A 13,575-nucleotide genomic window follows, 5' to 3' on the forward strand; every position below is an offset into this window, starting at 1 on the left:
ACCCTTGGCCGGGCCGGCTTCACACTCTGGTGTCGACAACCCGCACCGTCGCGGGCTGTTCGGATTTGTCTCGGGATCCGCGCTCTCCTCCCGCCCCATGCCCCACCGGCATGCCGCCCATCGGTGTGCCGCCGCCGACCGTGGTGGTCTGCGGACGGATGGCCTCGGCCCCCAACGCCCCGCTCGGCCGCAGCCCCACCGGCCGGCCACTGCTGACGGGCTCGAACGCGCTGACGGGACGGGTGAAGCTGGTCGCGGGCATGCCCCCACTGCCCAGGGATGCGGCCCCGCCGCCGCCCGATGCGCCGACGGCCGACACCTCGGTCGCCGAGACCGCCGAAACTCCGGGTGTCGCCCCGGCCATGGCGCCGGGATTGGCGAACATGCCCATCATCGATTGCAGCGGCGACATCATCTGCATCGGCGCCTGCATCATCTGCATGGGAGCCTGCATCGCCTGCGGGACCGCGCCCATCATCGATTGCACCGGCTCCATGAAGGAACCTGCCTGGCTCATGAAGTCCTGTCCGCCCGACGCCGCCTGGCCGGCCCCCTGTGTGCCCGTCTGCGCGCCCTGAAATGCGGAGCGCATGCCGTCGCCGGCCGCGACCTGGGCGGCGGACTGACCCACCGCCGAAGCCGCCTCCGCCGGCGCCGCCGGCGATGCGCCCATGGTTGCCAGCGGCGGCGGAATGGCGAGGCTTTGGGTCAACGCGGTGAGGATCGTTCCGTAGCTGGCGCCGACGGCGGAGTTGTTCGGCCACATCGATCCGAAGTATTCGAGCTCCAGCGACGTGATGCGGGGCGTCAAGGCCCCGAGGACGAGGGGGTTGATGCCGTAGTCGGTGGCGCATTCGGTGCGGTTCTCGATGCATTCGGGCGCTGGGCGCATCGAGCCGTACGCCATCTGATACGCCGAGACCGCGGTGGAAACCACCGCCGGCTTGACGTCCACCCACCCGGCAAGCCCGTGCAACGACGCGTTCAGCGCGGTGGCATTGGCTGCGGAGGCCAGGGAGCCGGTACCGACCCAGCTCGCCGACGTGGCCACGGTGTTGATCGTCGAGGCGATGCTCGAGCCGTGGTGGGTGGCCGCGAGTGCGGTCCAAGCGGCCTGGTTGGCCAGATGGGTGATGACGCCGGCGCCCGCCTTGAGCAACACATCGTTGTCCTCAGGCGTACGCGCGGCCCACCCCGGATCGGCCATGCGTACTTCCCCCTTTGTGCGTCGCTGGTCTCAGGCGCCGATGGCCAACGCCAAACTACGCATGAGCTCGGTGACGACGTACGTTCCCGACGCAAGGCTCTGCGCACCGGAGAACAGGCCGCGCTGGGCGGCGTGTTCGGAAACCACTCCCAGGTAGCTTCCGCCGCACGCGTTCAGCGCCGCCGCGAACATCGCCGAGTCGGGGTCTGCGCCCATCGGCAGCACTCCCAAAAGCACCGGCGCAGCAGCCGAAGCCGCCGCCTGAGTTTCCGCGCTGATGGCCGCCTCCGCGGATGACGACGCCAGCACTGCCTCCGATTGCACCTGCAGCACCATGATTTCCCTCCGATTGCTCAGCGTCTAAAAGACGGGCTTGGCGCATCAGTCTAGTGCGGTTCGACCGTTCGTGTATTCACTTGCTTTCCCGCCGGCCGTCGGCCGGAAATTTCGCGTTTGTCCTGACCGGCGGTATTCCCCTTATAAGTCATCCGTCAAACAACCTCGTATGCCACTGCAGACACAGTGGTCACGAAGTCAACGCCCAAAGCTTCAGCGCGAGTGGGTCATGCGAATGCGTCGCAGTAAAGGCACCCGCCTAAAAGGCGGCCCAAGAAGAGAGCACCGCGGTGGATATTGTTGCCGGCTTAACGGAAAATCGGCCAACTGTTTCCGTCTGATTTCCCGGGTCAGAAAGGGCGACGCAAGCTATGCGGGACCGCGCCCGTCGCCGGCCAGGTTCAGCAGCAGCCGGGTCCCCCCGAGCGGGCTGGTCTGCAACGCCGCCGTGCCCCCGTGCAGTTCGGCCTGCTGGGCGACCAGCGCCAGACCCAGACCGGATCCCGAACGCGACGCCGTCGAGCCGCGGGCGAAACGCTCGAACACCGTGGCCCGCTCCGATTCCGGCACGCCGGTGCCGTCGTCGTCGATCGCTATCTCCACGCCCTCGCTGGAGCTGCTCACGGTGAGCTGGATCTTGCCGGCGTTGCCGTGCTTGACGGCGTTCGCGATGGCGTTGTCGATCACCAGCCGCAGCCCCGTGGGCAACCCCACCATCAGTACGGTCGGCGAGGGCACCAGCGACACCTCCACCTCGGGGTAGATGCGCAGCGCGTCGTGCGCGGCCCGGTCCAAAAGTTCGGTGATGTCGAACGGGACGAAATCGTCGACGGTGGTGAGCTCGCCCTGCGCGAGCCGTTCCAGCGCCGTCAGGGTGCCCTCGATGCGGCTCTGGGTCCGGATGACGTCGCCGATGACCTCCTGACGCTGCTCACGCGGCAGGTCCAGGGTGGACAGCACCTCCAGGTTGGTGCGCATGGCCGTCAACGGGGTGCGCAACTCATGCGAGGCGACCGCCGCGAAGTCACGGGCCGACTCGAGCGCGGCCTTGGTGCGTTGTTGCTCCTTGCCGATGCGCGCGAGCATCCCCTCGACGGCTTCGGCGATCTCCACGGCCTCACGCACCCCGCGCACCTGGACCTCGTCCGGGCTGGACTGGGCGTTGATGGCGCGGGCCTGCTGGGCCAGCAGCAGGAACGGATTCACCATGATCAACGAGATCACCCAGCCGACGACCACCGTGCCGCCGATGACGCTGGCGCAGATCAACAGCACTCGCAGGTGCAGCTCGTTGATCCGGTGCTGGGCTTCGGCCAACGGTGCGGCCAGCGCGATCGAGGCGGGCCCCGCGGAGAAGGTGCGGACGCGGTATTGCACCCCGTCGATCGTCGTGTTCGCGTATCCGTTTGGCAGCTTGGGCAGCACGATATTGCTGGGCGCCGATACGGTCTCGTCTCCGATGCGCGCGGTGCGCACCAGGTTTCCGTCCGGCATGGGCTGATCGGGGCTGCCGTGCTGCACGTTGTTGAGCAGCGAGTTGATGTCGCCCAGGCTGCTGACCGAGTCGAGCCGACGGTCGAGCTGGCTGTACTGATCGTTGGTGACACCGACCCACACCCAGGTGCCCAGCAGCACCACAAGGGTGATCACCGACAGTGCCGCGACGACGACGATGGTGCGCAGCGACAACACCCGCATCGGCAGATCTACGTGCGGTAACACGCGAATGTCAGCTCCTCAATGCAGCTCGCGGCGCGGGCCGGGCGGCGGTATCGACCACCTGACCACAACCTTCACACCGATATCGATTCGCCGCGCTCAGGCCTCGTGGCGTTTCGCAGAGAATCTAACGCCAATCATCGAGCCGGTTCCCGCGCCTGCGACTGGCGCCATTTTGCCTGGGCGGGAGTGAGTGAGTACTCTCTCACCATGCTCGCCTCCGGACGCGATCGGCTGCTGGCCGCGGCGCTGAAGCTCTTCGCCGACAAGGGCTACGCGGCGACGTCGGTGGCCGACATCCAGCGGGCATCGGGGCTGGCGCCGGGGTCGGGCGCGCTGTACAAGCACTTCGGCTCCAAGCGGGAGTTGCTCGAGGCCGCCGTCGCGCACCGGATCGACAGCATCGTGGCGGCGCGGGAGCAGTACGACGCCGGGCAGCCCGGCGGCGTCGAGCAGGCGGTGCGCACAGCGGGCCAGCTGATCTGGAGCAACCTCAAAGAAAGCGAGGACCTGCTCAAGGTCATGCTGCGCGAACCAGACGAGCTCGGCGATCTCGACGAGAAGACCTGGCAGGTCATCACCGACAACGCCTATCAACGCTTCGCCGACGAACTGGCCGCGTCGAACCGGTCCGGCCGCACCCGGATCCCCGATCCGCAGGCGGCCGCCGCCGTCGCCATCGGGTCGTTGTCCTACGCCGCAACGCTGCAGGCGCTGACCGGCCGCCTGCCGGGCAACATCGACGAGGAGCGCTACTTCGAGGCGTGGGTCAGCCAGACCGTCAGCGTCCTCGCCCAATACGGAAACCGTTGAGAACAAAGACAATCCAGGAGTGAAGCCGTGACTTTCTCATTGCAACTGACCGACGACGTGATCGAGGTGCGCGACTGGGTGCACAAGTTCGCCGCCGACGTCATCCGTCCCGCCGCCTCGGAATGGGACGAACGGGAGGAAACCCCGTGGCCGGTGATCCAGGAGGCCGCGAAGGTGGGCCTGTACTCCCCCGACTTCTTCGCGCAGCAGGCGGCCGAGCCGACCGGCCTGGGCATGCTCACCGCGTTCGAGGAGATGTTCTGGGGCGACGCCGGCATCGCGCTGTCCATCATGGGCACCGGCCTGGCCGCGGCGGCCTTGGCGGGAAACGGAACTCCCGAACAGCTGGGCCGCTGGCTGCCCGAGATGTTCGGTACGGCCGACGAGCCGAAGCTGGGCGCGTTCTGTTCGTCCGAGCCCGACGCGGGTTCCGACGTCGGCGCCATCCGCACCCGGGCCCGCTACGACGAGGCCAGCGGGGAGTGGGTCCTCAACGGCACCAAGACGTGGGCGACCAACGGCGGCATCGCCAACGTGCACATCGTGGTGGCATCGGTCTACCCCGAGCTCGGCACCCGCGGCCAGGCCACCTTCGTCGTCCCCGCGGGCATCGACGGGCTGGCGCAGGGCCAGAAGTTCAAAAAGCACGGGATTCGGGCGTCCCACACCGCCGAGGTGGTGCTGGACAACGTGCGACTTCCCGAAGACCACATCCTCGGTGGGCGGGAGAAGTTCGAGGCGCGGATCGCGCGCGTCAAGTCGGGCACCTCTGCTCGGAGCCAGGCGGCGATGAAGACCTTCGAGCGCACCCGGCCCACGGTCGGCGCGATGGCGGTCGGCGTTGCCCGGGCCGCCTACGAGTACGCCCTCGACTATGCCTGCCAGCGTGAACAATTCGGCCGCAAGATCGGCGAATTCCAGGCCGTGGCGTTCAAGCTGGCCGACATGAAGAGCCGCATCGACGCCGCCCGGCTGCTGGTGTGGCGGGCCGGGTGGATGGCGCGCAACAACCAATCCTTCGACGCGGCGGAGGGGTCGATGGCCAAACTCGTGGCGAGCGAGACGGCCGTCTACGTCACCGACGAGGCGATCCAAATCCTGGGCGGCAACGGCTACACGCGTGACTATCCCGTGGAGCGGATGCACCGCGACGCCAAGATCTTCACCATCTTCGAGGGCACCAGCGAGATCCAGCGTCTGGTGATCTCGCGGGCGTTGACCGGCTTGCAGATTCGTTAGCGCCGCAGCCCGCGGTCCACGCCGCGGCGCGCACGCGACATGATGGCCGGATGACCACCGAGATCCGGGTCCTCGACAGCGAGGACGAGCTCCTGGCGGCCGCCAACGTCTTTCGCGTCGCCATGATCGGCTTCCCGCCGCTGCCAGACCTGCCGCCCGGCCGCATCGCCGCGTTGCTCGAACCCGGCCGCACCGTCGGCGCGTTCGCCGGCGGTCACCTGGTCGGCACCGCGGACGCGGTGACGAGCCGGATGACGCTGCCCGGCGGTGCGCTGGTCGGGCACGCCGCCGTCACGCATATCGGGGTGCTGCCGGCGTTCACCCGGCAGGGCATCGCCACGGAGCTGATCCGTCATCAGTTGCGGGACATCGCGGCCCGCGGTGAAGTGGTCGCGTCGCTGCGGGCCTCGGAGGCGACGATCTACGGCCGGTACGGATACGGCGTCGCCAGTTCGTCGCAGACCGTCGAGGTGCACACCGCCCGGGCGGCGCTGCGGCGCGACGTCGGGCCCGGCGGTCCTGTGCGGTTGATCGACGCCACGCAAGCATGGGAGCTGTTGCCCCGCATCTATGCCGAGCATCGCCCGTCACGTCCGGGCACCATCGACCGCCCGGACGTGTGGTGGCAGAGCCTGCGGCTGCGCACCGAGTCGTCGCCGCAGCCTTCGTACGTCGCGGTGCACGGTGCTCCTGGAGCCGAATCGGGGTTCGCCCGCTACCGTCCCGTCGACACCGAGCGGTGGTTCGTCAGCGACCAGCGCACCATCGCCGTGGAGGACTTCTTCGCGCCCACTGCCGAGGCCTACCTCGGACTGCTGCGATTCCTGCTCGGCCTGGATCTCATTGACCGCGTGGTGTTTTGGATGCTGCCCCTCGACGACCCGCTGCCCTGGCTGCTGGCCGATCGGCGGGCGGCGCGGGTCACCGCGGTGCACGACGAGACGTGGCTGCGGGTCATCGACGTGCCGCGGGCGCTGGCGGCACGCCACTACAGCGGCGACGGTGCCGTCACCATCGCGGTGAAAGACGCTATGGTGCCGGACAATTCGCGTCGCTTCACCGTCACCGGCGGCGGTGCCGAACCGACCGATCGGCGGGCACAACTGGCGGTCGACGTCGAGGGGCTGGCCGGTGCCCTGCTCGGCGGCACGACCTGGCGCGACCTCGCGATCGCCGGGTTGGTCCGGGCCGACGACCCGTCGGCAATTGCGGTGGCGGATCGGTTGTTCGCGGTGCCGGACGCGCCCCACGCCGGGTTCTTTTTCTAACCGCGTGAGTATGCCGGTCGCGTGATCATCATCGTCGGCGCGGGGGTGTGCGGGCTGGCCGCCGCCTACGAGCTGGCGCGGCACGGTGAGCCCGCGATCGTGCTGGAGCGCGGCCAGCCGTTCGGCGAGCAGTCCACGGGACCGGGCCGCATCTTCCGGATCGCGCACCGGCGCCCGGCGCTGTGCCGCCTCGCCTTGCGGGCTCGCACCGGTTGGCAGCGCTGGGAAGCCGAACTCGGCGTGGGCCGGCTGCTGGGCTCGGAGGGGTTCATCGCCGCCGGCGCCTGCGACGAAACCGCCGCGGCGATGACGGCGGCGGGCGCGGAGTTTCGCTGGGTGGACGCTGCGGAAATCGCCACGCGGATCCCGTTCGCGTCACCTCCGTGGGAGGGCGGTGTGCTCGATCCGCTCGGCGGCAGCCTGCGCGCCGGCAGCGCACTGTCCGCGTTGGCGCGGCGCGTCGAGATCCGGCGTGGTGACGTCGCGTCCGTCGCCGACGACGGTGAGACGACACTCGCGGACGGGACGGTGCTGCGGGGCGCGCGCGTGCTGATCTGTGCCGGGGTGCGGACGCCGGAACTCTTCGGCCCGCTCGGCGTCCAGTTCGCCCCGCACACTCGGTTCTCCTACGAGGGCGCCGACGCGACCGGCGCGGCGTGCCTGTCGGCGCCCGAGGGTTACGGGTTGCCGCTCGGCACGACGGGCCGGTGGGCGTTCGGGCAGGAGGTGCCGGACCCTGTGACGGTACGCGCGCTGTTCCCGTCGCTTTCGCCGGTGAGCCGCGTGGACTGCGTGACGGTCCGCGCGCCGTGGCTCGACTCGGGCGGTGACGGCTGGACCGTGGCGCGCCGCGGCCGCGTCACCGCGTTCGTCGGCAGCAACCTGATGAAGTTCGGTCCGCTGCTGGGTGAACTGCTCGCGCAGGCTGTCCTGGAGGACGAGCTGCCCAATTCGCTTCAGACAGTGTCGGATTGATGTCTACCACTCACGGGTCAGCGGCCAACGCCACCTTGTCGCCAGCGTTGGGAAAACTTTCGTCGGCAAATCTAGTTGCGCTGCAGCATCATTCGCTTTTACATCGCTCTCGGCACGGCGCGCGTTCCGAAGCTGCGACTGAACCCGTCGCAGTGACGGTCAGCCGTGGGGCGCCTCGGAAATCTTGGTGTCCGGCTTGCCCAACGTCTGGCAATAGGTCAGAGCCGACAGTCGGGTGGCCGAGATCTCAGCATTGGCGGGGTCCGTGCCGTTTTTGTCCTTCAGCATCTTGCTGACCTCGTCGTTCTGCTTCTTCTCGTCCTGCGAGGTGAAGTCCTTGCACTTGGTGTCGCCGCCGGTGTTGATGACCTGTGAGGCCGAACACGCGCTGGACAGCAGCACGGCGGCGATCGCGAACGTGGCAGCCGCGATTTGCTTCATCATTTGCCCTCCTGGAGCCGAGTAGTGGTATCAGTACACCAAATCGACCGATTTGAAACCCCGCCGTGCGATTGCCCCGATGACCCAGCCGTTTGCGCCGCGTGCATCTCGCCGGCGAATGGGAATAACTGCCACGTCCAAGTCGTCGTTTAGGGTTCGTCGGTTCCCGCCGCGCCGAGACCAGAGGGGAGGAACGCCCGGTGCCCGCGTCCAAAGGGTCAACTCCAACGTCGACTTTGGCCGCGCTGGACAAGGGTGACAGCCCGGATGCGGCCCGCGGCGCGTTCGCCGGCGTCCTGGTGTTGTTGCTGTCCATCGGCTGGGTGGCCAACCACTTCGTCGCGTTGATGCCCTTGCTCAGCGTTCGGCAGCACCTCAGCTCGGCCACGCTCGATGCGATCTTCGGGATCTATGCGCTGGGATTGCTGCCCGGTCTGCTCGCCGGCGGGCGCGCCTCGGATGCGTTCGGCCGTCGGTCGGTGGCACTGGCGGGGTCGGCGACCGCTGTGGCAGGAACCGTGGCCATGTTGTGTTCGCAGCAGTACGACGTTCTGCTGCTAGGACGCCTGGTCGTCGGGCTCGGGGTCGGGCTGGCCATGAGTTCCTGCACCGCGTGGGCCTCGGACCTGAGAGGTCCCGCCGGTGCGGCCGCCGCAGGCGCGGTCTTGATGGCGGGCTTCGCGATCGGCCCATTCGCGGGAGCGTTGATCGCGCGCGCGGGTCCAGTCGGCATCCGGCTGTCGTTCGGGATCGCGGCCGCCATCGGACTGGCCGCGATGGCCGTCGCGGTCGTTGTGGCGGGGCGCGCGGGGGCCACGGGGCCGGAGACCACACAGGTTTGGGAGCCGTCGAGCACCGCCGGGCAGGGTGCGGCGCGGGCGATGAGTTGGGCGATGCCGCTGGCGCCGTGGGTGTTCGCCTCGGCGACACTCGGATTCATCACCATCCCCGGCCGCGTGCACACCGGGCTCGCGGCTCCGATGGCTGCCGGCATCGCCACGCTGCTGGTCAACGGGGTCAGCGGGCTCATCCAAGTGCTCGCCCGCGCGCGCCGGTGGGGGCCGCAGGCCGGCACCGCCGGCGCGGTGCTCGCCGCGCTCGGCTACGCGGTCACCGCGCTCGCCCCGCCGGCCATGTCGCCGGCGTTGGGTCTGCCGCTGTTCCTGGTGCTGGGCAGCGCGTCCGGTCTGTGTCTGCGCGAGGGCTTGATCGACCTGGAGGCGGCGGCGCCGAAACGCTTGCGCGGTGCGCTCGTTGGCGCGTTCTACGTGGTGACGTACATCGGTTTCGGCCTGCCGCTGATCTTGACGACGGTCGAGCCGGCGGTTTCGACGGCCATCCTCGCCGTGATGGCGGTGCTGGCGTTGCTGACGGCCGTGAGTCGCGCGGTTCGACTCCGCCGAGACGCCCACCGCCAGGGCTGACCGCCGCTGATCACAGGAGTTCGCGCAGAGTCTCGATCAGCTTGATCCGCTCGGCGGGTGTGGACGCGATGGGCGAGACGTTGAGGGTGGTAACCCCTGCCTCCCGGAACGCGGCCAGGCGATCCTTGACGAATTCGCGGCTACCAATGAGGTTCACGTCTCGCACGAGTTCGTCGGGCACGACCTTCGCGGCGCCGTCCTTGTCACCGGCGAGGTAGAGCTCTTGAATCCGATCGGCCTGCGGGCCGTAGCCGTACTTGGTGGCCAGGGCGTGGTAGAAGTTCTTGCCCTTGGCGCCCATTCCGCCGATGTACAGGGCCAGGTGGGGTTTGACGAATTCCCTTAGTGGTTCCACGTTTTCGCCGATGGCCAGCACCGGTCCGGCGTAGATGTCGAGCTCACCCAGATTGGGGTCGCGCTTGGCCCGGCCGGCGGCCAGCGCGTCTCCCCACACCTCGTGCGCCTTCTCGGGCAGGTAGAAGATCGGCTGCCAACCCTCGGCGACCTCGGCCGCCAGCTCGACGTTCTTGGGCCCCAGCGCCGCCACCAGTATCGGAATGCGTTCCCGAACAGGCTGATTGATGAGCTTGAGCGGCTTGCCGAGGCCGGTGCCCTGCCCGGCGGGCAGTGGAATCGTGTAGTACTTGCCCTGGTGTTTGAGCGTCTCGCGTCGCCACACCTGGCGGCAGATGTCGATCACTTCGCGGGTGCGTGCGATCGGCGCGTCGTACGGGACACCGTGGAAGCCCTCGATGACCTGCGGGCCGGAAGCGCCCAGGCCGAGGGTGAACCGACCGTCGGAGACGTAGTCGAGACCGGCGGCGGTCATCGCGGTCAGCGTGGGCGTTCGGGTGTAGAGCTGCAGGATCCCCGAGGCCAGTCCGACCGTGTCGGTACTGGCGGCCAGGTACCCCAGCGCGCTCACCGCGTCGAACGAATATGCCTCGGGGACAAAGACAATGTCGAGTCCGGCCCGTTCCAGGTCGGCCACTTCGGCGGCCACGTCCTTGAAACCGCCCGCGTAGTTGATGCCCAATCCGACTCGCATGATCGTTTGCTCCTAGGCGGTGGCGAACTCGTCGGCCAGCTCGAGCGCTTCTTGCTGGATTCGGTCGAACTGGGCGCCCATGGCCTCCGACAGCGCCTTTGCGCCCGATAGCGGTCGGACCATCACCACGAAGTCGTCGATGAGACCGTCGTCGTTGAAGTGCAGGAAGTCGCAACCGGTGATCCTCACCCCCGGCGCTCCGGCGATTCCGGTCTCGAACACGAGCGCGTGGTCGCGACCGCTGCCGTCGTGGATCTCGCGGACGTAGTGAAAGTCCTCGAAGATGCGCATGACACCGCGCAGGATCGCCGCGGTGATCGGCTTGCCGACGTAGGGCTTGAACGCCACCGGGCTGATGAACACCACGTCGTCGGCCAGCAGGGCCTGGATGCCCTTCTCGTCACGTTCTTCGACCGCCTTGCGGAACGGATGCATCCGACACCTCACCTAGTGAATTCGTTTCAGGAGTGCCGTTGACGCTATGCCGCCGGCCCCGCCGTGTCCATAGTGCGATTAATCACTTTGTTGATTACTCACCCCGTTGTAGCCTGGGTCGATGTCGCTACGGGATGCGGTATTGGCGGCCCTCCTCGAGGGGGAGTCATCCGGGTACGACCTGGCCAAGGAATTCGACGCCTCGGTCGCGAACTTCTGGATGGCCACGCCGCAGCAGCTGTACCGCGAACTCGACCGGCTCGCCGAGCAGGGTCTCATCGCGGCGCGGGTGGTGCACCAAGAGCGGCGGCCGAACAAGCGCCTGTTCTCGCTGACCGATGCCGGCCGCGAGGCGATCCAGGAGTTCACCGCGCGGCCGCCCAAGCCGTCGGTGGTCCGCGACGAACTGCTGGTCAAGCTCCAGGCCGCAGACGCCGGCGACACGCGCGCGGTGCGTGAGTCCATCGTCGAACGGCTGCAATGGGCCACGGCCAAACTGCAACGATACGAACGGTTGCGTGCGCGCGTGCTCGACGGACGCGACGAGGAGGACTTCCTGGCCCACGCCCCGCGAATCGGCCCGTACCTGACGCTGCTCCGCGGAATCGCGTTCGAGGAGGAGAACGTTCGGTGGGCCGAGCGCGCGCTGGCCGCCCTTGATCGCCGCCTGGCCGCGCCGGCCAGGAAGACCCGTGCACGTCGTCGGTGATCGGCAGCCTCGGCCGGGGTTGGTGTCAACGCGGGGCGGTCCAGCGCTCCCTACCTCCAGGCGAAGACCGGTTGCTCCAGCTCGCCGACTGGGTCGTGACAGCCTTCCAGACACCACCACCGCAGCTGCAGGAGCACGGCGCCGGTCGGTGCATGAATGAGGTCGTTCCCCAGTGGGATCTGCACGACCGGGCGGGGACTCTCCGGGATGGTGATGAACCGCGGCGAATCGGCGCGTTGCAGTTGGTGCAGCCCCACCCGGTACACCGCCACCACCTCGTCGGGCGCCGGCCGGGGGTCGAGCCGGCCGCCACCCCAGATCACCACCGGGGTGATGACGTACCCGGAGCGGGTCGGGTAGTCGTCCAGGAGTCCCAGCACGGTCGAGGGGGGCAGGGTGATGCCGACTTCCTCGTGCAGTTCCCGCAGTGCCGCGTCGGCGGCGGTCTCACCCGGGTCGAGCCGCCCACCGGGCAGTGCCCACTGCGCAGCATGTGAGGTGAGACGGGATGCCCTGCGGCACAACAGGAATGCCGCGCCCCCGGACACGTCGACCATCCGGCCGTCGAGGCCGGCCTCCGGCAGCGGGCGGTCACCGTTCCACTCGTCGACCGGCGCCGGGTCGACCCGGTCCTCGCCGAGGGTCGAGTCCACCAGCACCACGGCAACCGCCGCGTGCCGCTTCGTCGGGTCGGTCACCTCGCGACGGTCATGCCCCGCCAGATGCCCCCGAATCCGCTCACACAGCGCATCGTCATACGGGATGGTCACGGGTTCGAGACTATGCGGGGGCCGCCCGCGGTCGACGATCCACCGCCGCAATGACAATCCTGGTACCCGATGAACGCCCAGCGCGCCGGCCTCGTAGGTGTCCATGAACGGGAGGAGACGGATGAAGGTCATCGGTATCGAGGAGCACTACAGGTTTGCGGCCATAGCCGAAGAACACCAGGGCCTGGATTCGGCGACCGAACTGCTGACGCACGCGGGCTACGGCTCCCCCGGAGCGGATGGGGAGTGGCCGCCGGGCATCAACGACCTCGGCGAGGGCCGGATCGCCGCGATGGACGCCGCGGGCATCGACGTGCAGATCCTCTCGCACGCCGTCCCGGGCCCCGAGACGCTGGAACCCGCGGTGGCGGTCGAGCTGGCGCGGCGGGCCAACGACGAGGTGGCGGCGGCGATTGGCCGCTACCCGGATCGGTTCCGCGGCTTCGCCACCCTGCCCATGCGCGACCCGGCGGCGGCCGCCGGCGAGCTCGAGCGCACCGTCCACGACCACGGCTTCGTGGGCGCCCTGATCAACGGCCATGTCAACGGCCGCTACCTCGACGACACCTTCTTCTGGCCGGTTTTCGAATCCGCCGAAACGCTCGGCGTGCCAGTCTTTTTGCACCCCACCGTGCCGCCGCAGGCGGTCATCGACGCCTACTACGCCGGCTTCGATCGCAAGATAACGGCACGGTTGGCGGCCGCCGGGGTCGGCTGGCATATCGACACCGGGGTGCACTGCCTGCGGCTGATCCTCAGTGGGGTGTTCGACCGCTTTCCGCAGCTGCAGATCATCGTGGGCCACCACTTCGAGGCGCTGAGCTGGATGGGATGGCGGACCGATTACTCATTTCCGATAGCCGAGACGGGCCTCAAGCGCACGGTGAAGGAGTACCTGCGGGAGAACTTCTACGGCGGCATCCTCGCCGGTGACTTTTTCAGCCAGCAGCCCGGCGCGATGGATCCCAGTTGGAGCCTGTCGTTCAACGCCTACCTGGCGATGGTCAACGTCATCGGGATCGACCGCGTCGTCTTCACCGCCGACTATCCCTACGGAAACATCAAGGCGTGCCGGGAGTTTCTCGATCGGATGCCGATCAGCCAAGCCGACCGCGAGAAGATCGCCCACCGCAATGCCGAGCGCCTGCTGAGGCTTTGAGCACCGGCAACCCTCGGGGTGGTTAACTACGA

14 protein-coding genes are annotated in these 13,575 nt (G+C 68.4%); 7 read left to right on the plus strand and 7 right to left on the minus strand.

The features are described from left to right. Nucleotides 1-19: 19 nt before the first annotated feature. From A5756_RS14960 to A5756_RS14970, 3 genes are all read right to left on the minus strand, one after another. Nucleotides 20-1,207: a PPE family protein gene (locus A5756_RS14960; RefSeq protein WP_066953558.1), complete on the minus strand. Its 1,188-nt coding sequence runs from the start codon at nucleotides 1,205-1,207 to the stop codon at nucleotides 20-22. A 30-nt stretch (nucleotides 1,208-1,237) separates the two neighbouring features. Next, entirely contained in the window at nucleotides 1,238-1,543 is a 306-nt protein-coding gene (locus A5756_RS14965) for a PE domain-containing protein (protein WP_066953560.1), read from the minus strand. A 369-nt stretch (nucleotides 1,544-1,912) separates the two neighbouring features. Then, entirely contained in the window at nucleotides 1,913-3,241 is a 1,329-nt protein-coding gene (locus A5756_RS14970; protein WP_066953562.1) for a sensor histidine kinase KdpD, read from the minus strand. Nucleotides 3,242-3,472: 231 nt separating this feature from the next. Between A5756_RS14970 and A5756_RS14975 the strand changes: the two genes are divergently transcribed. From A5756_RS14975 to A5756_RS14990, 4 genes are read left to right on the plus strand one after another with little or no spacing between them, the layout of a single operon-like run. Then, on the plus strand, nucleotides 3,473-4,075 hold the full coding sequence (locus A5756_RS14975) for a TetR/AcrR family transcriptional regulator (protein WP_066953564.1): 603 nt from the start codon (nucleotides 3,473-3,475) through the stop codon (nucleotides 4,073-4,075). Nucleotides 4,076-4,102: 27 nt separating this feature from the next. Next, complete coding sequence (locus A5756_RS14980) at nucleotides 4,103-5,314, plus strand: acyl-CoA dehydrogenase family protein (protein ID WP_066953566.1); 1,212 nt, start codon at nucleotides 4,103-4,105, stop codon at nucleotides 5,312-5,314. A gap of 50 nt (nucleotides 5,315-5,364) precedes the next feature. Continuing rightward, nucleotides 5,365-6,582: a GNAT family N-acetyltransferase gene (locus tag A5756_RS14985; protein WP_066953568.1), complete on the plus strand. Its 1,218-nt coding sequence runs from the start codon at nucleotides 5,365-5,367 to the stop codon at nucleotides 6,580-6,582. Between the two features lie 21 nt (nucleotides 6,583-6,603). Further along, nucleotides 6,604-7,557 carry an FAD-binding oxidoreductase gene (locus tag A5756_RS14990; protein ID WP_066953570.1) on the plus strand — a complete coding sequence of 318 codons (954 nt, stop codon included), beginning with the start codon at nucleotides 6,604-6,606 and terminating at the stop codon, nucleotides 7,555-7,557. Between the two features lie 159 nt (nucleotides 7,558-7,716). Here the strand turns inward: A5756_RS14990 and A5756_RS14995 are convergent, their stop codons facing one another. Continuing rightward, entirely contained in the window at nucleotides 7,717-8,001 is a 285-nt protein-coding gene (locus A5756_RS14995; protein WP_066953571.1) for a hypothetical protein, read from the minus strand. A 197-nt stretch (nucleotides 8,002-8,198) separates the two neighbouring features. Here A5756_RS14995 and A5756_RS15000 point away from each other — a divergent pair, with 197 nt between their 5' ends. Further along, nucleotides 8,199-9,422 carry an MFS transporter gene (locus A5756_RS15000; RefSeq protein WP_232001913.1) on the plus strand — a complete coding sequence of 408 codons (1,224 nt, stop codon included), beginning with the start codon at nucleotides 8,199-8,201 and terminating at the stop codon, nucleotides 9,420-9,422. A 10-nt stretch (nucleotides 9,423-9,432) separates the two neighbouring features. Here A5756_RS15000 and A5756_RS15005 read toward each other — a convergent pair whose 3' ends face one another. Together A5756_RS15005 and A5756_RS15010 are read right to left on the minus strand one after the other, a co-directional pair. After that, nucleotides 9,433-10,470: an LLM class F420-dependent oxidoreductase gene (locus A5756_RS15005; RefSeq protein ID WP_066953573.1), complete on the minus strand. Its 1,038-nt coding sequence runs from the start codon at nucleotides 10,468-10,470 to the stop codon at nucleotides 9,433-9,435. Between the two features lie 12 nt (nucleotides 10,471-10,482). Beyond that, nucleotides 10,483-10,905 (minus strand): nuclear transport factor 2 family protein, encoded by a 423-nt coding sequence (locus tag A5756_RS15010; RefSeq protein ID WP_066953574.1) that lies wholly within the window; start codon nucleotides 10,903-10,905, stop codon nucleotides 10,483-10,485. Nucleotides 10,906-11,026: 121 nt separating this feature from the next. Between A5756_RS15010 and A5756_RS15015 the strand changes: the two genes are divergently transcribed. Then, the gene (locus A5756_RS15015; protein ID WP_066953575.1) at nucleotides 11,027-11,614 is read left to right on the plus strand and encodes a PadR family transcriptional regulator; all 588 of its coding nucleotides are present in this window, start codon (nucleotides 11,027-11,029) and stop codon (nucleotides 11,612-11,614) included. A 50-nt stretch (nucleotides 11,615-11,664) separates the two neighbouring features. Here A5756_RS15015 and A5756_RS15020 read toward each other — a convergent pair whose 3' ends face one another. Further along, the gene (locus A5756_RS15020; RefSeq protein WP_066953619.1) at nucleotides 11,665-12,384 is read right to left on the minus strand and encodes a CoA pyrophosphatase; all 720 of its coding nucleotides are present in this window, start codon (nucleotides 12,382-12,384) and stop codon (nucleotides 11,665-11,667) included. 121 nt (nucleotides 12,385-12,505) lie between these two features. Between A5756_RS15020 and A5756_RS15025 the strand changes: the two genes are divergently transcribed. Beyond that, nucleotides 12,506-13,543, plus strand: coding sequence for an amidohydrolase family protein (locus A5756_RS15025; RefSeq protein ID WP_066953576.1), 1,038 nt, complete (start codon nucleotides 12,506-12,508; stop codon nucleotides 13,541-13,543). Nucleotides 13,544-13,575: the final 32 nt, after the last annotated feature.

Origin of the sequence: Mycobacterium sp. 852002-53434_SCH5985345 (assembly GCF_001667155.1) — a bacterium.
Taxonomy (GTDB): Bacteria; Actinomycetota; Actinomycetes; order Mycobacteriales; family Mycobacteriaceae; genus Mycobacterium.